The sequence below is a fragment of the Martinezella sp. CNPSo 3890 genome, assembly GCF_057784455.1.
Genome location: NZ_JBXSOR010000020.1, coordinates 92,780 through 115,014, shown reverse-complemented (window position 1 = coordinate 115,014; position 22,235 = coordinate 92,780). Strand labels below are relative to the sequence as shown.

Here is a 22,235-nt window from a genome sequence, read left to right as displayed (position 1 = left end):
AGCCTCAGCGACAACGGCAGCGGCGTCGACCCCGAAGGCTTCGATATTCTCGCGACATGGTGAGCCTTTTAGCGTCATCGTGCGCATCGTTTCGGTAGCGTTTTCTAAGATACGGAGCTACAATCGAAGCATTGGAATCCTGAAATGCGGGATGGATTTTGAGGTCGTGACAAGGAGCACCGCATGCCGGTTTTCGGAGCCTGTATCCCGTGGGTTGCGGCTTCTTGGAGGGCTCAGGCCAGCGCCGGGACAAGACCGGCTGACACATTGTGGGATTACTGCGGTAAGAGTGACAGTCAAACGCGCGGGTGCTTTTGAAGACTTGCGAAACGGCACGGAAATGGTTCATACCAGCACAGGACAATTATTCCGCTCGCATCACCTTTCTTACGGGGAAGGCTGTCCATCGCGGAAGCAGATTGTCGATGTAACAACCTCCAACGCCTTCCTGGAACGATCATGCCAACGCCGGTAGCAGCCACTGATATCAGACGCGATCTGGTCGGCCTTCTTCCGAAGCTTCGCCGCTTTGCGGTGACGCTGACCGGCGATCTCGCCGAGGCGGACGAGCTTGTTCAAAACGTCTGTCAGCGCGGCATAGCCAAGTTCCATCTCTGGAACAGCGGCGGCAAGCTGGAAAGCTGGCTCTATACGATGGCCCGGCATCAATGGGTCGATGAAGCGCGACGCCACAAACTACGCCCCGCCGCAAAGGGCAGTGCACTGGAACAGGGCGAGCCGATATCCGGCACCCATTTAAATCTTGTAGAAGCCGGCGAAGCGCATCGTCTCGTCACATCTTTGCCAGAAGGACTTGCCAGTGTCTTCCTGCTGGTCGACGTCGAAGGGCACAGCTACAAGCAGGCTGCCGACGTCCTCGGCATCCCTTTGTCGGCAGTGATGTCAAGGCTCTCCAGCGCACGCCTTTACCTTGCCTCCCAGGGTCATAGTCGCTCGCCTCGAAGGTTTTAAGCATTGCAGGACATGAAGAAAACGCCGCTCGAAATCCGCTTGTCCGCCTTCATGGATGGCGAGACGAGCCGCGAAGAAAAAGAAGAGTTGGAAAAGCTCATCGCCTCGGATCCGAACGCGCGGCGTATTTTCGATGAGCTGAAGCATGGCTCCGATGTTGGCCGCAAGGCTTTTGACGAGGTTTTGAAGGAGCCGGTGCCGCTGGCGCTCGTTCGCTCCATCAAGAGCGCCCAGCCTCCGAAAACCCGAGATCCCTCTCCCCGTCTCACCCGGCAATCATTGAAATTGGCGCCCACGGGCAAGCAATCGCTGGCCGCGGCTCTCATCCTGTTCGCCGTCGGCGGCGGCATCGGTTATCTTTTCGGCATGCAGCCCGCTGACGTCCCGGCGAGTCCTCCGCCAACCCCGACACAGGCTATGACACGCAACTGGCTGGATGATATCGCCGCCTATCACCGCATCTATTCGCGCCAGCCGCAGCGTATGGTCGAGCTGCAGGCAAGCCAGCTGGATGAGATCGCCAAGTGGCTGGCGAGCACGGTCGGCGTCAAATTCAATTTTCCGGACCTTGCTGCCGATGGTCTCGTCTTCCAAGGCGCGCGCATGTCCATCGCAGCCGGCAAGCCAGTCGGCCAGCTGATCTACAAGAACCTCGATGGTGATGTCGTCGCCATCTGCTTTACCAAGACGGACGGCGTTGCCGACGACGATTTCAGCGAAACCATCAAGGACGATATCAGCATCGTGTCCTGGCACCGCAACGGCACCACCTATGCGGTCGTCGGTCCCTCCTCGGATGCAATGCTCGATCAGATCGCCAATCGGGTATCCTCGGAAATCTGACTGATATCCCATCCGTTTTGCGCCTTGCGGCTGCCGGCCGGCCGATGGATAATGGGCGGCGACAACCGCATGAGCCCGATAGTCTTGCTGGAGTTTCGACATGTCCGACGTTCTGCTGACCATTCCTGAAATCGACAGGCGTATCGCGGCGATAAAGGAAAACCTTCGCGAACTGATCGAGCAGGCAGCAGCCTTTTCCGGCGCCGCCGACGAAGAACGGACATCTGAGCGGATAGCCGAGCAGGAAGAAGAGCTCGAGCGTCTGACGAAGCAGCGCGATGAGCTTGCCAAAGGCAAGGCCTGAGCAAAACTCACCATTGAAGCACATATGCTCGGACGAGTTCGACGCGAGGCGTGGAAAGAACGGCACTCGCCCTTCTATGTCGAACGATCGCGATACAATTGCTGCTGACATCGGCGCGGATACACGCTATAGAGGTTGCAGCGACCAATGAGGAGAGCACTCTGATGAAAAATCACGGCACAGGAAACCACCGCTGAAAGGCAGTGCCGTGAAGGGCTGCTTTATCGGCCCGACCATCAGATTGCTATCTTTCGCCCGTGGAGGGCACTCATGTTTCGTCGCTTCGAAGAGCTTGTCGATCCGTTTCAGGATCATGACGAGCCCCACCCATCACCCAAGGCCTGGCGCTATTTCCTAACCAATCTCCGCCCGTTTCGCACGGTCATGGCAATCAGCCTTGGACTGACCGTGATCGGCGCCATCATCGAGATCTGGCTTATCGGCTATTCGAGCCGGCTGGTGGACGATCTCGCCGCCGCCCGGCGCGAGGATTTATGGGCATCCGAAGGATTCGGCCTGCTCGCCGCGGCCGTCCTCGTCCTGATCGGACGGCCTTTTGCCGGCTATCTCCGCGAAAGCCTGGATGACATCGCGTTCCGGCCGAATGCCGAGACGCTGTTCCGCTGGCGGGCTCACCGTCATGTCCTTCGGCAATCGGTCGGCTGGTTCCGTCAGGACTTTTCCGGTCGAATCGCCAGCCAGGTGCGCGACATTGGCACGGCAGCAACGGGCGCGGCCTATCAGGTCCTGCATACGCTCTCCTTTGTCACCATCTATGTGGCCGGCTCGCTGTGGCTGATGGCCTCGATCGACCCGCGCCTCATCTGGCCCCTGGCGGTGTGGCTGTTCTGCTATCTCGCACTGATGGCCTATGTCATCCCTCGCCTGCAGAAGGCTTCCGCGCAATACCAGGGAGCCTATGCCGAGCTGACGGGCATGCTGGTGGACAGCTATGCCAATATCGACCTCATCAAGCTTTTTGCCGATGCAAGGGCGGAGGATAAGGAGGCCCGTCGTCGTTTCTCTCAAGCCCGCGAAACATTCGTCCGGGTGCAGAGATTGGAAGTGCTGGTCAATTCGAGCATGCTGTTCCTTGGCAGCTTCCTCATTGTCACACTTGTCGGCTATGCGGTCGTCCTCTGGCAGTCCGGCGGCGCACCACTCGGGCTGATCGCCGCATCCCTGGCGCTGAGCTTCCGCATCACCGGCATGGCCGAATGGATGCTGGATGCAGTATCGTCGCTTTTTGCCCATCTCGGCGCCATGCGGCAGTCACTGCTGACCGTCTCGCAGCCGCTTGCCATTACCGATGCGCCGAACGCCAAGCCGCTTGCCGTCACCAAGGGCGAGATCGTCTTCCGGCAGGTCGCGCACCACTACGGCAAGGGAAACGGCGGGCTGGACGGCATTTCGCTTCGAATTGCGGCAGGCCAGAAAGTCGGCCTTGTCGGTCGCTCCGGCACCGGCAAATCGACCTTAGTCAACCTACTGCTGCGCTTCTTCGATCCGGAAGCCGGCATCATCGAAATAGATGGCCAGGATATTCGGCAGGTGACGCAAGATAGCTTGCGCCGGCAGATTGCGGTGGTCGGCCAGGAAGCGTCGCTCCTTCACCGCTCCATCCGTGATAACATCGCCCATGGCAATCCCAGCTTTTCGGAGGATGCGGTTCTCGCCGCGGCAGAGAAGGCTGCGGCCAGCGATTTCATCGCAGGCCTCAGGGATCAGGAAGGAAGAATCGGTTTCGATGCGCATGCCGGCGAACGTGGCGTCCAGCTTTCCGGCGGTCAGCGGCAGCGCGTCGCGATTGCGCGCGCTATCCTGAAGGATGCCCCGATCCTGGTGCTCGACGAGGCAACATCTGCCCTCGATTCGGAAGTCGAAGCCGAAATCCAGGATACGCTCTACGGCATCATGGAAGACAAGACCGTGATCGCCATCGCGCACCGCCTCTCGACCATCGCGCGCATGGACCGCATCGTCGTGCTCGACCACGGCCGCATCGTCGAGGACGGCACGCATGCGGAGCTGATCGCCCGGAACGGCATCTACGCAACGCTGTGGTCGCACCAATCCGGCGGCTTCATCGAAGGCGACGAACCGCCAGCCGACTGATGTGCAATAAAAGTGGCCCCCTCGAAAACGAGGGGGCCTTTCAAATCAGAGCTGCAACCAGGCTTGAGCCTTATGCCGACTTGATGGCAAGCACGCGGTTCGCCGCCGAGACAATCGCCTCGAGGGACGCAGCGACGATATTGGTGTTGATACCGGCACCGAAAAGCTTGCCGCCCGGATAGGAGATCTCGACATAGGAGATCGCCGAGGCGTTCGAGCCGTGCTGGAGCGAATGCTCGGAGTAATCCTCGACCGACATCGGAATGCCGAGATAGATGGAAAGCGCGTTGATGAAGCCATCGATCGGGCCGTTGCCGCGCCCTTCGATACGCTTTACCTCGCCCTTGTCGGTGATTTCGGCCGCGACGATACGCTGTCCCTTGTGCTCGGGATCGGCGAAGGTGTGGTGGTCGACGAAGCGGAGCCGTGCTTCGGGCTGCGTGACATAGCGTTCGATAAAATGCTCGTAGATGCGCTTGGAGGGCAATTCCTTGCCTTCCTCGTCGGTGATGCGCTGGATTTCCTCGCGATATTCCACCTGCAGGTTGCGCGGCAGATTCAGCCCGTAATCCTGCTGCATGATATAGGCGATGCCGCCCTTGCCGGACTGCGAGTTGATGCGGATGATCGCCTCATAGGTACGGCCGACATCCTGCGGATCGATCGGCAGATAGGGCACTTCCCAAACCGGATCGTTGGCGACTTTGGCGGCCTTCATCCCCTTGTTGATCGCATCCTGATGCGAACCGGAGAAGGCGGTATAGACCAGCTCGCCGACATAAGGATGACGCTCACCGATCGCCATCTGATTGGAATATTCGTAAACTTCCTTCATGCGCTCGATGTTGGAGCAATCCAGCTCCGGATCGACGCCCTGCGTGAACATGTTCAACGCCATGGTCACGACATCGACATTGCCGGTGCGCTCGCCATTTCCGAACAGCGTGCCTTCCACACGATCGGCGCCGGCCATCAATGCCAGCTCGGCAGCGGCAATACCCGTCCCGCGGTCATTGTGCGGATGCAGCGAAATGATCAGGTTTTCTCTGTTATCGAGATTGCGGCACATCCATTCGATCTGGTCGGCATAGATGTTCGGCGTCGCCATTTCGACGGTCGACGGCAGATTGATGATCAGCTTGTTATCAGGCGTCGGCTTCACAACGTCGATAACGGCGTTGCAGATTTCCAACGCCACATCCAGCTCGGTGCCGGTGAAGCTCTCCGGCGAATATTCGAAGCGATAGCCGCCGCCGGCCTTCGCCGCCATGTCGGTGATCATCTTGGCCGCGTCGACGGCGATCTGCTTGATGCCCTGCACGTCCTTGGCAAATACGACGCGGCGCTGCAATTCGCTGGTGGAATTGTAGAAATGCACGATCGGCTTGTTGGCGCCTTCCAGCGCTTCGAAGGTGCGGGTAATCAATTCCGGGCGGCACTGGACGAGAACCTGCAGCGACACATCGGCAGGCACACTGCCCTGTTCGATGCACCAGCGGGCAAAGTCGAAGTCGGTCTGCGAAGCCGAGGGGAAGCCGATCTCGATTTCCTTGAAACCCATATCCAGCAACAACTGGAACATGCGTGCCTTGCGGTCGTGACCCATCGGATCGACAAGCGCCTGATTGCCGTCGCGCAGATCGACCGAACACCAGATCGGCGCCTTGGTGATCACCTTGGACGGCCAGGTCCGGTCGGGAATATTGATTTGCGGATAGGCGCGGTATTTCACCGCTGCTTCGGGCATGCCTTTGGGGGAATGGCTGTTCGCGTCCATGGTTTCGTCTCTTCCTTTCCCGTCATTTTATCCCGCGTCTTAGCCGATCGGATGCGGCTTGGCGATGATAAATACGGACCCTTTGCGGGGTAAGCTGTCGATTTTAGGGTAAGTCGCGAGGAGCGATGGCCAGCGGGCTTTTCGGCCGCCGGGCGCTCCTCAAAGGACCCGGCAACCGCGCGTAAGGCCGAGGAGGAGAAGCGAGGTAAGGGCGCGCGTATTGTCACGCAGGGCAATACGCCCACGTGCAATCTGTTCGGAAATCTTTGCGCCGGTCAGCTTCATGGCCGCGCTTATAGCCGCCGGACAAGAAAGAAGCAAGCCCTCGCCTACTTCTTCAGCATTTGCACGCAGCGCGACAGCGCCAACATCAGCCCGCCGGCGATCAGCCCCCAGAAGGCGCCGGAAATGCCGCCGAAGGAAACGCCCGATGCCGTCACCAGAAACGTGATGGCGGCGGCCTCGCGCGATTCCGGCTGCTGGAAGGCGTTCAAGGCGGAATTGGAGAGCGCACCGACTAACGCCAGGCCGGCCACCGCCTCGATCAGAATCGGCGGCGCCAGCGCCACGAAAGCCGTCACGGCACTCGCCAGCAATCCGAGGATCACATAGCCGATCCCGGCGACAATCGCCGCCCAGTAGCGCCGCCCGGGATCAGCATGAGCGTCCTGCCCGGCACACATCGCCGCGGTGATTGCCGCAAGATTGACGGCATGGCCGCCAAACGGGACAGCGAGCAGCGAGAACACGCCGGTCACGGCAAACAGCGGACCCGGTTTCGGCTCGTAATCATGCACCTTGAGCACGGCGATACCGGGAATGTTCTGCGATGCCATCGTCACGATGAACAGCGGCAGCGCGATGGACACGATACCGGCAAGCGTAAAGACCGGCTTCACGAATTCGACGGTAGGCAACAGCGAATGCTCGAGCGAGGCGAAGGCACCATCCGGTATCTTCACGCCGAAGGCCAGCACCAAGGCAAAGGCCGCAAGCGCCGCCGGCACCGCCCATAGCCGCTTGAACGACCCAACGACGATCCAGGCTAGGATGATCGGCAAACCGAAGGCAGGATTGAAGGCGATCGCCTTGACGGGCGCAAAGCAGAGGCCGAGCAGCACGCCGGCCAGCATGGCATTGGCAAGCGGCGCCGGGATGGATGCGACCGCCCGGCCAAAAGGCCGAAAAAGCCCGGCAATGACGATCAATATGCCGCAAATGAAAAATGCACCGACAGCCACCGGGAAGCCGCCCTCGATGGCTCCGGCGCTCGCCAGCAGCGCGGCTCCCGGCGTCGACCAGGCAATGCTTATCGGCAGTCTCGTCACCATGCTGAGCACGATCGCGCATAGACCCATCGCAACCGAAAGCGCCGTCAGACCGGATGCCGCCTGCGCATCCGACGCGCCGACCACCTGCAAGCCATGAAAGACGACGGCGAAGGAACTGGCAAAGCCGACGAAGGCCGTGAGGCAACCCATGAACAGGCTTTGAACGGAGAAATCTTTGAGCATGGCGATAGAGACTCGAAGAGCGCATGAGGATCGATGGAACGCGCATGGAGCATTACAAGCATCGGACGTGCAAGTGCTGCTTTCGCGCGAAATGACAGGGTCGCTCAGCAAATCACTCGCGGAATATATCGTAGGCGAGTCGCATCGTGTATAAACGTGCATATTGACTCTCTTATTTATGCACATTAATGCAAATTTATGAGCAATTCACTCCCATTGTCCCGTCGGGACGTCATCGAAGCGCGGCTTGCAGAGGGCCGGCAGATCGTTGCCGCATCTCTGGCCGCCGAATTCAACGTGTCCGAAGATGCCGTGCGCCGCGATCTGCGGGCACTTGCCGCAGAGGGCAAATGCCGCCGCGTCTACGGCGGCGCTCTCCCTCTCCTGACGCCGTCGCAGCCGATGGCCGTACGCGTCGGCCAGGAATCCGGTCGCAAGAGAGCCCTGGCCAAGGCGGCCGTCGCAATGATCGAACCGGGCGAATTCCTGTTTTTCGACAGCGGCAGCACCAATCTCGCAATGGTCGATCTTCTGCCGAAGAACCTGGACGTGACGATCGCAACGAACTCCATCGATATCGCCAGCACCGTCATGAAGCGAGGCGATATTCCGCTCGTCCTGATCGGTGGCGCGGTCGATCCCGTCGTTGGCGGCAGCGTCGACGCGTCGGCCGTTGCGGCCATCGAAGCCATGAACATCGATCGCTGCTTCCTGGGCGTCTGCGCCGTTTCGGCAAGAAACGGCATCAGCGTGTACGAACATGCAGATGCGATCTTCAAGCGGACACTGCTCAGGAGAAGCGCAGCACGGATCGCGTTGATTACCTCGGAGAAGTTTCACGAACGCGCGCCGCACCGCATCGGCGGCGCCGACGATATCGATTGGCTTGTTGTCGAGGATGACCTGCCTGTCGCTGACGAAAAGGCGGCCGCCGACGCCGGCTTCTCGCTCGTGAAGGCAAGCTACGTCACGTCATCCTCCTGATTTCGAAAGATAAGAAATGACCATGCAATCCACGGATCGGCCGGAAACCCGGCTGGCAACACGACTTGCTTTTCTGGTTGGAGGCTTTGCCCTCGCCTGCTGGGCTCCCCTCGTCCCCTTTGCCAAGGATCGCCTCGGCGTCGATGATGGCGTGCTGGGCATGCTATTGCTTTGCCTTGGCCTCGGTTCGGTGGCGGCAATGCTGGCGACCGGCATGTTGAGCGCGCGATATGGCAGCAAGCCGATCATCATCGCGGGCGGTCTCGGCCTCGCACTTCTCTTGCCAGCCTTAGCCGTAGCGAGCACGCCGTTCACCCTCGGCCTTGCGCTGGCGGCGTTCGGCGCCTGCCTTGGATCGCTCGATGTCGCCATGAACATTCATGCCGTCGAAGTGGAGAAAGGCGCGGACCGGCCACTGATGTCCGGCTTCCATGCCTTATTCAGCATAGGCGGCTTCATCGGCTCCCTGCTCGTCACCCTGCTCCTATCCGTGAAGGCCGGTCCCCTTGCCGCAACGCTTCTAAGCTCGGCTGTGATGGTGATCGCCGTGATCGTCGCATGGCCCCGTCTGCTGCGAACCGTCCCCGCGGAGGACGCGCCGCTTTTCGTCATGCCACGCGGCGTCGTGTTGCTGCTGGCCGCGCTGGCAGCAATCACCTTCCTCGTCGAAGGCGCGATCCTCGATTGGAGTGCTCTGCTGCTTACCACGCAGGGCCAGGTCGATACCAGTCATGGCGGCCTCGGCTACATGCTGTTTGCCATTGCGATGACGGTGGGCCGCCTGAGCGGCGATGCCATTACTGCAAGGGTCGGTGACAGGGCAATCATGCTATGGGGTGGCGCGATTGCGGTCGTAGGCTTTGGCGTCCTCCTTCTCAGCCCGATCGCGATCCTCGCCATGAGCGGTTTCCTCCTGATCGGGCTTGGCGCCTCCAACATCGTCCCGGTGCTCTTCCGCAAAGGCGGTTCGCAGAAGGTCATGCCGGCCGGCCTGGCCGTCGCGGCCATCACCATGACCGGATATGCGGGCGTGCTCGTCGGCCCCGCCGGCGTCGGTTTCGCGGCGGATCATCTCGGCCTGCCCGGCGCCTTCTGGATGCTCGCCGCACTCCTTTGCGTCGCACCTCTCTGCGCCAGCATCGTTACCCGCAATCACGAACAGGCACAGGGAGAGACAGATGCGGATCGCTCATACCGCTCTATGGACGCATGATCTCGATGCCGCCGCGAATTTCTGGGAGACTTATTTCGGCGCAACCGTCGGTGAACCCTATCGAAGCCAGCGACGGCCTGGCTTCGTCTCCCGCTTCATTTCCTTGCCGGAAAGCGACGACCAGATCGAACTGATGACCGGCCCCTGGCTTTCTCCCGACCCGCACAGCGAACGCATCGGCTGGGACCATATTGCCATATCCCTCGGCAGCAAAGCTGCCGTCGATGCGCTGGCTGAACGATGCAAGGCGGATGATCGCCTGAAATCCGCACCACGCACCACCGGCGACGGCTTCTATGAGGCTGTCATCACCATGCCGGACGGAACGCCGGTGGAGATTACCATATAGGACACGCTCGGTCTGTAGTTGCGCTTTCGAGTTCGCCGCTCCCGGAAACGTTGCAACCTCCCGAGCGGTGAAGGCTGGCGGCAGAGATTTCTGCCGCCAGCTTTTGGCTTTTGATCAAAGCCTATTCATCGCAAAACGCCCCCGCCGGCCTTCCGGCAAGCGAGGGCGCTCAATTCAATCGGAAAAACCCGCTAGATCAGATTTCCGCCTGCGAGGTCACGATGCGCGAGACCAAACCGTAAGCCTTGGCTTCCTCGGCAGAGAGCCAGTAGTCTCGGTCGGTATCCTTGGCGATGCGCTCGACCGGCTGACCGGTGGCTTCCGAGAAGATTTTGTTCAGGCGCTCGTTCATCTTGATGATCTCGCGTGCCTGGATCTCGATGTCGGAGGCCATGCCGCGTGTGCCACCGGACGGTTGGTGCAGCAGGAAACGCGTGTTAGGCAGGCAAATACGGCGCTCCTTGGGAGCGGAGACGTAAATCAGCGCTCCGGCGGAGGCGACCCAGCCCGTACCGATCATCCAAACCTTTGGCTTGATAAACTTGATCATGTCGTGGATGGAATCGCCAGACTCGACGTGACCGCCGGGCGAATTCACATAGATGCGGATGTCATCGTCGCTGGCGGCGGAAAGCGCCACGAGCTGGGAGCAGACCTTCTGCGCCAGTTCCTGCGTGATGCCGCCATAGATGAAGATCGAACGCGACTTGAAAAGATTCGCCTCCGCGTCCTTGCCCAAGGGCTGCTCGGTCTTCTTGTCTTCCTGTTCGTCTTCGTCGTTCATTCAACTCTCCAGCATGATGCGTCGTTCACCGCACATAGTGCGACTCAATGCGTAAAACAATGCCGGAAAAAGACAAGGCGGGAATAGCGACTGACAACATGGTGTTATGGTTGCGGATTACCGAAATGTAACTTGAATGGCTTTGAAAAGCCGAGATTTGATCCTACGTCAGGTCAGCGCGGTCAGAGATCGCGCCCAGAATTTGCAGCACAGATAGCCAAGGAGGCCATCATGTCGCCAGAAGAACGTCAATTGCTCGCCTCTCTCTTCGATCGCGTGCGCGGTGCGGCCAGCACGCAGCGCGACGCCGATGCGGAGGCCTTCATCAACCAGGCGGTCCGCGACCAACCCTATGCGCCCTATTTCCTAGCGCAGGCCGTCATCATGCAGGAACAGGGCATGAAGGCGGCTGCCGATCGCATCCAGCAGCTCGAAGCACGCGTGCACGAACTCGAGCAGCAGGGCGCCGACAATCACCCGCAGGGCCAGAGCGGCGGTTTCCTCGGCGGAATCGGCTCGCTCTTCGGCGGCGGCCAGCAGCAGCGTGCGCCGGCGCCGCAGGCAACCAGCCCGCAGCAGCAGGGTCGTCTCTATGACGACTATGCTCGCAATGCGCCTCAGCCCGGCCCTTGGGCCGGCCAGCCGCAACCACAGCCATCCGGCCCATGGAGCCAGCAGGCAGCCGCGCCTTCGGCCGGCGGCAGCTTTCTGCGCGGCGCCCTCGGCACGGCCGCTGGCGTTGCCGGTGGCGTGATGCTGGCGGAATCGCTCTCCAGCCTCTTCAGCCCGCATCTGGGCGGAACTGGCGGCGGCCTCTTCGGCGGCAATGCCGGCAGTGGCCTTTTCGGAGGCACGGCAGCCAATGCAGCCGAACAGCCGGTGCAGGAAACGATCATCAATAACAACTATTTCGGCAATGACGACAATAGCGATCAGAATGATCAGAGCGCGGCCGATTACGCCCAGGACGCTGCCCAAGACGCTCAGGACGATGATTATGACGACTCGTCCTATGACGATGGCGACGACAACTCATTCGCCTGAGCAGCAGCCGCATCGAATCTAGCTGAAAAGCCGCCATCCCCGGATGGCGGCTTTTTTCATTCAGCCTCGGCCACGATAGGGCTGCACACCCTGATCCGGCAGCCACACACCCTCCGGCGGCTTGCCGGTCTGCCAGAAGACGTCGATCGGAATGCCGCCGCGCGGATACCAATACGCGCCGATGCGCAGCCACTTCGGCTGCAGCAGATCCACCAGGCGCTTGGCGATATAGATCGAGCAATCCTCGTGGAATGCGCCGTGATTGCGGAAGGAATGCAGGAAGAGCTTCAGCGACTTCGATTCCACTAGCCATTCATTGGGAATGTAGTCGATGACGATATGGGCGAAATCCGGTTGTCCGGTCATCGGGCACAGCGAGGTGAATTCGGGCGCGGTGAAGCGCACGACATAATCGGTACCGGCATGGCCGGACGGCACTTTCTCCAGAACCGCCTCTTCCGGATTGCTGGCGGTTTCTGTCTGGTTGCCGAGCATCGACAGGCCGGACACATCGGTCTTTGGCATCTCAGGTCTCCTTGATCACTTTGACGCGGATACCATGGGCTTTTTCACCCTCCGGCTCCACGTGAATGGTTATTTCGGCGCCCGCATGGATCGCCCGTATGGCATCTTCAAGGCGGTCGCAGATTCGATGTGCCTCCCGCACCGGCATGGCGGCGGGTACGACCATATGGAAATCGACGAAGGTCACGGCCCCTGCCCTGCGCGTCTTCAGATCATGTACGCCGAGCGAACCCTCGGCATTCCTGGCAATCGCATCCTTGATGACATTCTCCTCTTCCGGCAGAACGGCCTTATCCATAAGCCCGTCGATCGAAGTGGAGATGACCTTCCAGCCCTGGTAAAGAATGTTGATGGCAACGAGAATGGCAAGCACGGGGTCGAAGATCGGATGCCCGGTGCCAAGCGCCAGCAACAGCCCGATAAGGACACCGATCGAGGTATAGACATCCGACATGATGTGCTGGCCGTCCGCCGTCAATGCCGGCGAGCGATATGTCCGGCCGGCCCGGATCAGCGTCAGAGCCCAGATACCGTTGATGACGCCGGCGACAAAGTTGATCGCGAGACCGAGCACCGGCGCCTGCATGGGCTGCGGATCGGCGAGATGGCCGATCGCCTCCTGCACGATCATCAGCGCTGCAACGACGATCATCACGCCTTCGGTAACGGCGGAAAGATATTCCGCCTTGTGATGCCCGAAGGGATGATCGTGATCAGCCGGCTTCTGGGCATAACGGATGACGAAGAAGGCGATGAAGGCGGCAACAACATTGACGAGCGATTCAAGTCCATCGGACAGAAGCGCCACCGAGCCCGTCAGCCACCAGGCCAGCATCTTCAGCGCCATGACGCCGAGCGACAGCGGAATGCCCCAGAGGGCAAGCCGCCTGATCGTATCGTTTCCTTGACTGCTCATGCCCATCTCCAAATGTCCCCACGCCTGCTTATGCGAATGAATTGCAAAAAAGGCGCCGTTGAAATGCAAAACCGCCCGCGCGAATTTTCGCGCAGGCGGCTCATTAACGGCTCATATGGATCACGACGCCAAGTTTGTCAAAGGCGATGTTTCGCTCTCACATCAAAAATGGCCGTTGCTGAACAGAACAAGCAAAACGTGACTAGATCGCCCATTCAGTTTCAGTCAGCCCCGTCCGGCCACTGAAGCACACCATGATAGAAATACCATTTTTTGAAACTTGAAGTTGATATCCATCTAATGCAGTAGGTTAGTAATAAAAGAATATAGACGGATAAAAACTGAGAATGAGAGATGAAACCCGCAAGATATTATTCCACGCTCTCGTTTGGGTAGCGCTTACCGCGCTGGCATACAACACGGCTGGCCCCTACCGTTTTGCAAGTTGCTGGCAGATCATTCCGCTTTATTTTCCGCCGCTAAGCATCTTATTATTCGCAATCTTCATCTCAAGCATTGCCGTCCTGGCAGCAGCGGCTTCGCAGCCGACCATGCGCGCCCATTCACTCTTTTGGGCAGCGTGTCATGGGGTGATTTTGACGCTTGGACTGGTGACATGCAATCTTGCCGCTTACACTGCAGCTGGGCAGGTCGACTGCGTATAGGTCGATCATCGCTCTTAGCACCAAATTATCGCCCTGTATTCGCCATCCGGTGGCGCGATTGTCGCACGCCTGTGGAAAATCTTGCTGGTAGTTTGGCTTGCCATCCAGCACTAAGCTGTGCTTCAGCCTGATGTGCAAGAGTCGGCGACACCGGCCGACGCGCCGCCGCCTCCTAATGAAAATCACGGTTGAACATGCCCGCTCCTGAAAAGACTGCCGATGCTACACCTTCCATCATCGACGCCCGCGCGAGTGTGTCGGATCATCTGGTCGCAGCCGGCGCATTTTCGGAGCTGGAACGCAGCGCCGTCTATCGCGCCATCGAGACACGGCGCGACGTGCGAGACCAGTTCCGGCCCGATCCCCTGCCAGACGATCTCGTCAGGCGCTTGCTCGAGGCTGCCCATTCGGCACCGTCGGTCGGATTCATGCAGCCATGGAACTTCATCCTGATCCGTCAGCCAGAAACGCGTGAGCGCGTATGGCAGGCCTTCCATCAGGCCAATGAGGAAGCCTGCGCGATGTTCGAGGGTGATCGTCGCGCGCAGTATCAGCGGCTAAAACTGGAAGGCATCCGCAAGGCGCCGCTCAGCATCTGCATCACCTGCGACACAAAGCGTGGCGGACCGGTCGTGCTCGGCCGAACGCACAATCCGGATACCGATGTCTATTCGACTGTCTGCGCCGTCCAGAATCTCTGGCTTGCCGCAAGGGCCGAGGGCGTCGGCATCGGCTGGGTCAGCATCTTCCACGAGGATGCCATCAAGGCGATCCTCGACATACCCGAGCATGTGAAGATCGTCGCCTGGCTCTGCGTCGGCTATGTCGACGAGCTCTACGACATGCCGGAGCTCGCCGTGAAGGGATGGCGCGAGCGACTGCCGCTAGACAAGCTCATTTTCGAAGAAGCCTGGCAAAACTGCGAGGATCTGTGAGGGTCATCCCTCTGCGGCAACCCTCGATGGATCAAAGAGTTATGATCTGAACGTGACAAACGAGATCACATTGCCATCCGGATCGCGCACATGGAAATCGGTGCCGCCCCAGGCTTGCTTCATCAGCGGCTGTGCGAACTCAGCACCCCTCTGCTTGAACTCCTCGAACAATCCCTGGACATTCGAGACCTCGATAGAGGCGAGGATGAGCGATTTCTCCTTCGCCGCAGCGGCGGCAAAATAGGGCTCATAGACGAGCCGTAGGTGAATCCAGATACCGTCGCGCGACACCGCCCCATAGAACGGCGGCGACCCATGCAGGAAATCCTCGGCGAAACCGAGCTTCTTCCTGAAGAAGGCCGCACTCGCAGCCACATCCCGCACGAAAAGAATGGGAACGATGCTCTTGAAAACCGGCGGCTCCGCTGTAACGGCGGGCATCTTCGGCGCGTCCGCTGCGACGGACTTCAATTCCGCCCAGTTCCTGTGGCCCGCTTCCACCGCAACGATCTCCTGCGCCAGCGTTAGGGGAAACTTCATCGCCAGGATCTCGCGATCCGTCAGCGCCTTGAAACGATCAAGCATTCGCACTCTTCCGCCAATGGAATAGTCGCGCTCTCGGTGCCAGCGCATCAACAGCTTGGCTTGTTTACGATAGGTATCGAGGGTTGGCATGGGCAGACTCCTGCTGAGTGATATCAGCGGGCAGGCCTAGCCCTTTCGGCCCGATGCCGATGTGCCCCACAGGAACGACGTAAAGATTAGGATACAACCTGAAGCAAGTCAAACCGCCTCAAGGCAAGATATGGCCTGCCCCAAAGCGTTCATCGTCATTATGCAGCCGCAAGGACATTCGCAGCATCCAGGGCAATGACGTCCAGAGGCCGGAGGTCAATCCCGCCTGCCTCAGCGCAGCTGCCGTCCAGGTATTGCATCCCATCAGCGCGTTGAAATAACCCCGCGCTTCGAAGAACGCGTCGTTCGGCCCATAGTTGCTGCCAGGCAGGGGTATCGGACCACTGTCGGAGCGATCAAAGCTGGCGAGAACGAATTGCTTGAGCCGCTCAAGACCTTCGGCATCGATGTCGATGACCGTCACCGCAGGCGCATCCAGCGGAATATCGCCCGCCAGCTCCGCATGAATGACGGAACGGTCGAGCGCAAAGCTCTTCAAGACGGGCCTCGCTTTCAAATCAGCCCATGTCCGCGTCTCCGTATAGAAGCTCCGACCGCCCCAGCCGAAAATGAGATATCGCAGGTTGGGATTGCCGATATCCAGCCCGGCCGACCGCAGGAATGCGAAACGCGTGAGGAGATCGCCATCAACGGGAATGGCGATATCCGTATGGATGGGGTTGCTGAGCATGAGGATTTGTTGTGAACGCTCGCTGCGCGCAGCCTGTGCCTCCTGCCAGAGCGGACGCGGCACGACGATGCCGAGACCGACGAGGAGCATGACGGCAAGGAAGGCGAAGAAAACGCCCTTGAATATTCTTGGGATCACCGACTGAAAGCCCCCACCACAAATCAATCTCTTCAGCGGTTTGTTGGCTCTTTCAAGGCATAAAAATAACCCCATGCACTTTTTCCGAGTGCATGGGGTTATCAACCTTCAGAATTCTAAATGCTCGCCTCAGGCGGCCTTCGTCTTCACCCGCCGCGCCAGATGCGCCACGACATTCTCGATCATCCGCATGCCGGCATCGCCGCCGAGCGTCATGATCGATTCCGGGTGGAACTGCACGGCCGCGATCGGCTCCTTCACATGCTCGATGCCCATGATCGTGCCGTCTTCGCTCTCGGCGGTGATCATGAAGTCGCGCGGCAGGCTCGACGGATCGGCAAAGATCGAGTGGTAGCGGCCAACGGTCACTTCGCGGCCGAGACCGGAGAAGACCAGGCCGGGCTCCAGCACACGGATGCGCGAGGGCTTGCCATGCATCGGGATCGCCAGGTGGCGCAGCTCGCCGCCATAGGCTTCGGCCAACGCCTGCAGGCCCAGGCAGACGCCGAAGATCGGCAGGTTGCGCGCCCTCGCCTTCTTGATCGTCGCCTTGCAATCGAAATCCTTCGGATTGCCGGGACCCGGCGACAAGACGACGAGATCCGGATCGAGCCGGTCAAAGACCTCTTCCGGCACCGGCGTACGCACGGTAGATACCGTCGCGCCCGTCTGGCGGAAGTAATTGGCAAGCGTGTGGACGAAGCTGTCCTCGTGGTCGACGAGAAGGATCTTCACGCCCTTGCCGACGGAGGCGACGTCGCGTTGCTGTTTGCCGGAATTGCCGGTCTTGGCGTCACGGATGGCGGAAAGCATGGCGGAGGCCTTCAGTTCGGTTTCAGCTTCTTCTTCCTCGGGGATCGAGTCGTTGAGCAGCGTCGCGCCGGCGCGCACCTCGGCAATGCCGTCCTTGATGCGAACGGTACGCAGCGTCAGGCCGGTGTTCATGTCGCCATTAAAACCGACCATGCCGATCGCGCCGCCATACCAGGCACGCGGGCTCTTCTCATGATTCTCGATGAAGCGCATGGCCCAGAGCTTCGGCGCGCCGGTGACGGTGACGGCCCAGGCGTGGCTGAGGAAGCCGTCGAAAGCGTCCATGTCGTCGCGCAGGCGTCCCTCGATATGGTCGACCGTGTGGATCAGGCGCGAATACATCTCGATCTGCCGGCGGCCGATGACCTTGACCGAACCCGGCTCGCAGACGCGGCTCTTGTCGTTGCGGTCGACGTCAGAGCACATGGTGAGTTCCGACTCATCCTTCTTGGAATTCAAGAGCTTGAGGATCTGCTCGCTATCGGCGATCGGATCGTCGCCGCGCTTGATCGTGCCCGAAATCGGGCAGGTTTCGATGCGGCGGCCGGAAACGCGCACGAACATTTCCGGCGAAGCGCCGACGAGATATTCCTGATTTCCGAGATTGATGAAGAAGGAATAGGGCGACGGATTGATCGCCTTCAGGCGCTTGGAAATATCTGATGGCTTGCTCTCGCAGCGCTCCATGAACTTCTGGCCGGGTACAACTTCGAAAAGATCGCCCTTGCGGAAGCTCTCCTTCGCCTTGACCACCAGTTCGGCATATTCGCCGGGGCGATGATCGCTCTTCGGCGGAATGGCATCGGTATGGCGGAACGGCTCGGGCGCAATCTCTCCAGATTTGCCTTCCGTCGACACGCCGCCCTTGGCGAAGTCGTAGCGATCGATCCATGCCTTGGCGGAATAGTTGTCCACCACCAGGATTTCGTCCGGCAGGTAGAGCACCATGTCGCGCTGGTCATCCGGGCGCTTGAGCTTCAGATCGATCGCATCGAACTGGAAGGCCAGATCGTAGCCAAAGGCGCCGTAGAAGCCGATGCTGGCATCCGCCTGCGAGTAGAAGAGATCGGTCACGGCACGCAGTACGGTGAAGACCGTCGGCATCTTCGAGCGCTCTTCCTCGGTGAAAACACGATCCGGCGTCTTGACCGTGAGATCGAGCCGGCGCGGCGCCGAGGCGCCAAGCACCACCTCGGAAACGGTCTTCAGCTTCTCCGCGATGAAGCCGAGAATGACTTCGCCGCGCTCGTTATAGGCTTCGATCCAGACATCGCGCCCGTTGCAGGACAGGCCGAGCGGCGGATCGACGATGGCGGTATCCCAACGCGTATAGCGGCCCGGATATTCGTAGTTGGAGGAGAAGACGGCGCCGCGGCGCTCATCGAGCTTGTCGATATAGGATGAAACCGCATCCGCATAGGGCGTCGGCCGGCGCTGCCGAGTGACAGTGATACCGCCCTTCGTCTCGTAGATTTCCGCACCATCATCCCGAAGGATCGTTACCATTGTTCCTCACTCCGTTGTCGGGCCCGGATGACAGGCGGCCAATATAACAAAAAAGCCGCCTCGAAATCTCGGGCGGCTCACTCGTCGTCTTTGAACACGATTGGTCGAGGCCGCCTCAGCGTGCCCACCACCAAACTGCAATGTTGTTCAAGGACGTGTTCATGGCGGGAATTGTTAGCGTGAGATGCCGTGATGCGCAAGCGGAAGATGGAAGGAAAGTTTCCGGCAACGAAGAGGAGGCATCTGCTCGCTATCGATTACAACGCCTTAGACACTGGCGCCTTCGCCGCCGCCGAGCTTCGGCAAAACCAGATCGCCAACAGTGTAGGTGTGGAATTCACTTGTCGAAACGTCATCGAGCCTGCGGAATTTCTCGACAAAAACTGGATCGGAGAAGAATTCGTTGACATTGCCGGCGCCCTTGATGGCTTCGATGTTCACCACCGTCAGGCCGTCCGTGCTCTTGGCAAGATTGCTCCAGAGGAAACCGTCCTTTCGTTCGGCGACATAGTGAACGACATCCTGAATCAGCCGGAAGGCCTCGTCCTGTTTGCCCGGATGAGCATGAATGACATTGACGATGAAGGTGGTCGGCTGCGGCTGGGCGGTGAAATGGGCGGAAATCGTATCCATTGCGGTTCCTTTCGAAAAAGCGGCTTCATGTGCCGCACCGGCACTGGATATCGGGATTGAGATAGCGGATAAATGATCCGGTATTCACATGAGATCGGAATTATGTTCCGCAATCGGGAGCCGTGATGGATAGGCTTGGAACGCTTGGGATCTTCGTACAGACGGCGGAAGGCGGCAGCTTCGCTGAGGGCGCGCGGCGGCTCGGCCTTTCGAGCTCCGCCGTCGGCAAGGCAATCGCCCGCCTGGAGCGAGAGATGGGCGTTCGCCTCTTTCACCGCTCGACCCGCAGCATGACCTTGACCGAAGAAGGCAGCTTCTTTCTCGACATCTGTCGGCGCATCATCTCAGAGCTGGATACGGCTCAGGCGGAGCTTTCGAAATCGCATGCGGCTCCTCGCGGCCACCTTCGCGTCAGCCTCCCCCTGGCCGGAATGCTGTTGATGCCGGCGATATCGGCCTTCATGCGCACCTATCCCGATATCACGCTGGATCTGGATTTTACCGATCGGCTGGTCGATGTGATCGAGGAGGGATTCGATGCGGTCATCCGAACCGGCGATGTCAGGGATACGAGGCTGATGAGCCGCAAGCTCGGTACATTCCGCTTTCAAATCGTCGCCGCACCCAACTATCTGAAAGCGGAAGGAATCCCGCTTGCACCTGAAGACCTGCTTCAGCACAAATGCCTGCATCATCGCTATCCCAGCACGGGCAAGCTGGAGCCGTGGCCTCTGGTGCGCAATGGGGAGGAGTTGCGCCTCGCTTTGCCGACGACGACGATCGCCAGCACCATCGAACCGCTCATCCACCTAGCCGAAAACGGCTTCGGCATCACGTGCCTGCCGCCCTTTGCCGTCAGCACGCAAATCGCGGACGGCCAGCTTGTGCCGCTGCTCGAAGACCATATCGCGAAGACAGGCATCTTTCGCGTATTGTGGCCCACGAGCCGCTACCTGTCCCCGAAGATACGTGCCTTTGTGGATTTTATGGCGGCCAATCTGTTTTCGCACCCGTCGGCCGCCTGAGGATTCCGCCCTCCTCACGCCTGCCCTCTCGCCGCCTCGAAGAACTCCTCCGGCCCATCCACTTCGACCAATCGCTTCCGGTCGATCAGCCAGAAGCGATTGCCGATCGATCGCACGAAACTGCGATCGTGCGAGACGAGAAGGCAGCTCGCCTCATTTGCCGTCAGTTCGCCCTCCAGCGCCTCCTGGCCGTCGATATCCAGATGGTTTGTCGGCTCGTCCAGCAGGTAGAAGTTTGGATTGGTCAGCCGCAGCGCCAGCATGGCGAGCCGCGCCTTCTGCCCGCCAGACAGACGGCCGATCTCCTTCCCCTGCATGTCGATACCGATGCCAACACCGACCAGCAGCGTGCGGGCGCGTTGTTCGCCGAGCTCGAACAAGCGCGTGATCATGCCGAGCGGCGTATCCTTTTCACCGAGATGGGAGAGCGCCTGATCACTGTAACCCAGCACTAGAGACGGCGTCGGCTTGATTGGGCCGCCGGCAGACGGATCGGCGATCGCCCTACGGATCATCTCGACAAACCGCGTCTTGCCGGCACCATTCTGCCCGAGCAACACGATGCGGTCGCCCTGACAAATCCACTGCTGGCCGGTCTTGAATAACAACGTACCATCAGGCGTCGTCACCGAGGCATCCTCCAGCGTCAGCAGGACCTTGGCGTGGATGCCACGATTGGCGAGCTTGATCGAGCCGGAGGAACGCTCACGGTAGCCCGGTCTCGCGCTGTCCTCCAGCTTCTCGGCCCGCGCCTTCAATTGCTTCGTCTTCACCGTCAGGAGATCGCTGCCGGAATTGACGCCCAGATTGTAGAGCTTGGCCGCCTGCTTGCGCAGCTGCTGCGCCGTCTTCATCTCTTTTTGGTAACGGCGCTCATCCGAGGCATCGACCTCGTCCAGCGCCGCACGCGCCCTGCTATACGGCAGCGCATAGGTTTGCGACTGATCCTGGCGCAGGAACAGGGTTCGATTGCAGACGGCATCGAGGAAGGCGCGGTCGTGGCTGGCGATGATGACGGGCACATCGCGCGGCAAGGCATTCAGCCAATCCTCCAGCAGTGCGATCTTGGCGAGATCGAGATGGTTGGTCGGCTCGTCGAGCAGCAGCACGTCGGGTTCCGTCACCCAGACCCGGGCAAGCATGGCAAGCCGCTGCCAGCCGCCGCTGAGCTGCGCCAACGTCCTCTCCCGCATCGCATCAGGTACATCAAGCGAATCGAGAGTGACGTCGACACGCCAGCTCTCGCTCGCGACTTGCTCCTGAGGCAAAGCGCGCATAACGGCATCATAGAAGGAGACGTCCAGCAGGTTCGCCGGCACGTTCTGTTCGACATAGCCGACGCGCAAGCCCCGAGCGCGGGTGATCTCACCTGTGGTCGGCTCTTGCCTGCCCGTGATGCAGTTGAGCAGCGTGGTCTTCCCGCGTCCATTCGCGGCGACGATGCCGACGCGGTCACCGGCATCGACGGTGAAGTTAAGATTGGAAAACAGCGGCGCACTCATGGTGACGCCCAGATTGCGGAGATTGATCAGAGTCATGGTCTTTTCCGGTCTCGATCGAGCATCTCAAGACATCGCCGGCGGCTCCTTTTGCCACGTTATGCCGATGCCGATGGCCCAAGCAGGCCAATGCTCGAAAACATGTCATGACGCGGCCACACAGATGCGCGAGCTCGCGTCGCCCAAAGGGCAGACCAGAAGGATTGAGTGAGAAACAGCCTCTGATCAGCCCTGCAAACGCATCTGCAGGGCACGAGTCGGACCGAACTGGCGAATATGCCAGACTATCTTGGTCATACGGTCCTCCTCTCTTTT

Annotated in this window: 21 protein-coding genes; 11 read left to right on the top strand and 10 right to left on the bottom strand. The window is 59.9% G+C overall.

Features of this window, described 5'->3' with window-relative positions:
- Positions 1-459 precede the first annotated feature (459 nt).
- From AC13RC_RS30160 to AC13RC_RS30145, 4 genes are all read left to right on the top strand, one after another.
- Positions 460-972 (top strand): RNA polymerase sigma factor, encoded by a 513-nt coding sequence (locus AC13RC_RS30160; RefSeq protein WP_112720912.1) that lies wholly within the window; start codon positions 460-462, stop codon positions 970-972.
- A gap of 3 nt (positions 973-975) precedes the next feature.
- Positions 976-1,815, top strand: a complete 840-nt coding sequence (locus AC13RC_RS30155) for an anti-sigma factor (RefSeq protein ID WP_173002435.1) — start codon at positions 976-978, stop codon at positions 1,813-1,815.
- Between the two features lie 100 nt (positions 1,816-1,915).
- Entirely contained in the window at positions 1,916-2,119 is a 204-nt protein-coding gene (locus AC13RC_RS30150; RefSeq protein WP_113332216.1) for a hypothetical protein, read from the top strand.
- A 270-nt stretch (positions 2,120-2,389) separates the two neighbouring features.
- Entirely contained in the window at positions 2,390-4,234 is a 1,845-nt protein-coding gene (locus AC13RC_RS30145) for an ABC transporter ATP-binding protein (protein ID WP_488559453.1), read from the top strand.
- 70 nt (positions 4,235-4,304) lie between these two features.
- Here AC13RC_RS30145 and leuA read toward each other — a convergent pair whose 3' ends face one another.
- On the bottom strand, positions 4,305-6,011 hold the full coding sequence (leuA, locus tag AC13RC_RS30140; protein WP_145632380.1) for a 2-isopropylmalate synthase: 1,707 nt from the start codon (positions 6,009-6,011) through the stop codon (positions 4,305-4,307).
- A gap of 329 nt (positions 6,012-6,340) precedes the next feature.
- Positions 6,341-7,525 (bottom strand): benzoate/H(+) symporter BenE family transporter, encoded by a 1,185-nt coding sequence (locus AC13RC_RS30135; protein WP_488559452.1) that lies wholly within the window; start codon positions 7,523-7,525, stop codon positions 6,341-6,343.
- A gap of 198 nt (positions 7,526-7,723) precedes the next feature.
- On the opposite strand from AC13RC_RS30135, the gene AC13RC_RS30130 reads away from it, so the two are divergent.
- From AC13RC_RS30130 to AC13RC_RS30120, 3 genes are read left to right on the top strand one after another with little or no spacing between them, the layout of a single operon-like run.
- The gene (locus AC13RC_RS30130; RefSeq protein ID WP_488559451.1) at positions 7,724-8,509 is read left to right on the top strand and encodes a DeoR/GlpR family DNA-binding transcription regulator; all 786 of its coding nucleotides are present in this window, start codon (positions 7,724-7,726) and stop codon (positions 8,507-8,509) included.
- Between the two features lie 22 nt (positions 8,510-8,531).
- The gene (locus tag AC13RC_RS30125) at positions 8,532-9,722 is read left to right on the top strand and encodes an MFS transporter (protein ID WP_488559459.1); all 1,191 of its coding nucleotides are present in this window, start codon (positions 8,532-8,534) and stop codon (positions 9,720-9,722) included.
- On the top strand, positions 9,688-10,071 hold the full coding sequence (locus AC13RC_RS30120) for a VOC family protein (RefSeq protein WP_113388961.1): 384 nt from the start codon (positions 9,688-9,690) through the stop codon (positions 10,069-10,071). Before AC13RC_RS30125 ends, AC13RC_RS30120 begins: the two co-directional genes overlap by 35 nt.
- A 196-nt stretch (positions 10,072-10,267) precedes the next feature.
- Here AC13RC_RS30120 and AC13RC_RS30115 read toward each other — a convergent pair whose 3' ends face one another.
- Entirely contained in the window at positions 10,268-10,855 is a 588-nt protein-coding gene (locus tag AC13RC_RS30115) for an ATP-dependent Clp protease proteolytic subunit (RefSeq protein WP_047632158.1), read from the bottom strand.
- A 231-nt stretch (positions 10,856-11,086) separates the two neighbouring features.
- Between AC13RC_RS30115 and AC13RC_RS30110 the strand changes: the two genes are divergently transcribed.
- The gene (locus AC13RC_RS30110; RefSeq protein ID WP_113351829.1) at positions 11,087-11,899 is read left to right on the top strand and encodes a DUF2076 domain-containing protein; all 813 of its coding nucleotides are present in this window, start codon (positions 11,087-11,089) and stop codon (positions 11,897-11,899) included.
- A gap of 60 nt (positions 11,900-11,959) precedes the next feature.
- Here the strand turns inward: AC13RC_RS30110 and queF are convergent, their stop codons facing one another.
- Together queF and AC13RC_RS30100 are read right to left on the bottom strand one after the other, a co-directional pair.
- Positions 11,960-12,424 (bottom strand): preQ(1) synthase, encoded by a 465-nt coding sequence (queF, locus tag AC13RC_RS30105; RefSeq protein ID WP_015340658.1) that lies wholly within the window; start codon positions 12,422-12,424, stop codon positions 11,960-11,962.
- Position 12,425: 1 nt separating this feature from the next.
- A complete protein-coding gene (locus AC13RC_RS30100; protein ID WP_488559450.1) occupies positions 12,426-13,340 on the bottom strand; it encodes a cation diffusion facilitator family transporter in 915 nt (304 codons plus the stop codon).
- Between the two features lie 347 nt (positions 13,341-13,687).
- Between AC13RC_RS30100 and AC13RC_RS30095 the strand changes: the two genes are divergently transcribed.
- Together AC13RC_RS30095 and bluB are read left to right on the top strand one after the other, a co-directional pair.
- Complete coding sequence (locus AC13RC_RS30095; protein WP_162748789.1) at positions 13,688-14,005, top strand: hypothetical protein; 318 nt, start codon at positions 13,688-13,690, stop codon at positions 14,003-14,005.
- A gap of 194 nt (positions 14,006-14,199) precedes the next feature.
- Complete coding sequence (gene bluB, locus AC13RC_RS30090) at positions 14,200-14,940, top strand: 5,6-dimethylbenzimidazole synthase (RefSeq protein WP_488559458.1); 741 nt, start codon at positions 14,200-14,202, stop codon at positions 14,938-14,940.
- A 39-nt stretch (positions 14,941-14,979) separates the two neighbouring features.
- On the opposite strand, the gene AC13RC_RS30085 is transcribed toward bluB, so the two are convergent.
- The 4 genes from AC13RC_RS30085 to AC13RC_RS30070 form a co-directional block, all read right to left on the bottom strand.
- Positions 14,980-15,615, bottom strand: coding sequence for a glyoxalase superfamily protein (locus tag AC13RC_RS30085; protein ID WP_488559449.1), 636 nt, complete (start codon positions 15,613-15,615; stop codon positions 14,980-14,982).
- 118 nt (positions 15,616-15,733) lie between these two features.
- Entirely contained in the window at positions 15,734-16,444 is a 711-nt protein-coding gene (locus AC13RC_RS30080) for a TIGR02117 family protein (RefSeq protein WP_488559448.1), read from the bottom strand.
- A 129-nt stretch (positions 16,445-16,573) separates the two neighbouring features.
- Complete coding sequence (locus tag AC13RC_RS30075) at positions 16,574-18,763, bottom strand: anthranilate synthase (RefSeq protein ID WP_113351827.1); 2,190 nt, start codon at positions 18,761-18,763, stop codon at positions 16,574-16,576.
- Between the two features lie 267 nt (positions 18,764-19,030).
- The gene (locus tag AC13RC_RS30070; protein ID WP_183812869.1) at positions 19,031-19,396 is read right to left on the bottom strand and encodes an antibiotic biosynthesis monooxygenase; all 366 of its coding nucleotides are present in this window, start codon (positions 19,394-19,396) and stop codon (positions 19,031-19,033) included.
- Positions 19,397-19,521: 125 nt separating this feature from the next.
- Here AC13RC_RS30070 and AC13RC_RS30065 point away from each other — a divergent pair, with 125 nt between their 5' ends.
- On the top strand, positions 19,522-20,421 hold the full coding sequence (locus AC13RC_RS30065; protein WP_488559447.1) for a LysR family transcriptional regulator: 900 nt from the start codon (positions 19,522-19,524) through the stop codon (positions 20,419-20,421).
- Between the two features lie 14 nt (positions 20,422-20,435).
- On the opposite strand, the gene AC13RC_RS30060 is transcribed toward AC13RC_RS30065, so the two are convergent.
- Positions 20,436-21,959 carry an ABC-F family ATP-binding cassette domain-containing protein gene (locus AC13RC_RS30060; protein WP_488559446.1) on the bottom strand — a complete coding sequence of 508 codons (1,524 nt, stop codon included), beginning with the start codon at positions 21,957-21,959 and terminating at the stop codon, positions 20,436-20,438.
- Positions 21,960-22,235 lie beyond the last annotated feature (276 nt).